The organism is Staphylococcus sp. EG-SA-2 (assembly GCF_017152085.1).
Genome location: NZ_JACYHC010000262.1, coordinates 1 through 468, shown reverse-complemented (window position 1 = coordinate 468; position 468 = coordinate 1). Strand labels below are relative to the sequence as shown.

Here is a 468-nt window from a genome sequence, read left to right as displayed (position 1 = left end):
AAAGAAAAAGAAAAAAGAAAAGAAAAAAAAAAAAAAGAAAAAAAAAGAAAGAAAAAAAGAAAAAAAAAGAAAGAAAAAAAAAAAAAAAAAGAAGAAAAAAAAGAAAAAAAAAAAGAAAAGAAAGAAAAAAAAAAAAGAAAAAGAAAAAAAAAAGAAAAGGAAGAGAAAGAAAAAAAAATAAAAAAAGAAGAGAAAAAAGAAAAAGAAGAAAAAAAAGAAAAAGAAAGGAAAAAAAAAGAAGAAAAAGAGGAAAAAGAAGAAGAAGAAAAAAAAAAAGAAAAAGAAGAAAAAGAAGAAGAAAAAAGTGAGAAAGAAAAAAAAGTAGAGAAAAAAAGAGAAAGAAGAGAAAAAAAAGAAGAAGATAAGGAAAAAAAAATGAAAAAAAAAGTTACTTCATATTTAAAAGTTGTCGTCGTTTTGTTACCGCTCGCATCTGTAGAAACGATTGATATAGTACTTGTACCAATG

The 468-nt window shown here is 20.5% G+C and carries 1 protein-coding gene; it reads left to right on the top strand.

Features of this window, described 5'->3' with window-relative positions; translation table 11 throughout:
• A partial coding sequence (locus IDG60_RS02545) for a hypothetical protein (protein ID WP_481906075.1) occupies positions 1 to 468 on the top strand: 468 nt, incomplete at both ends.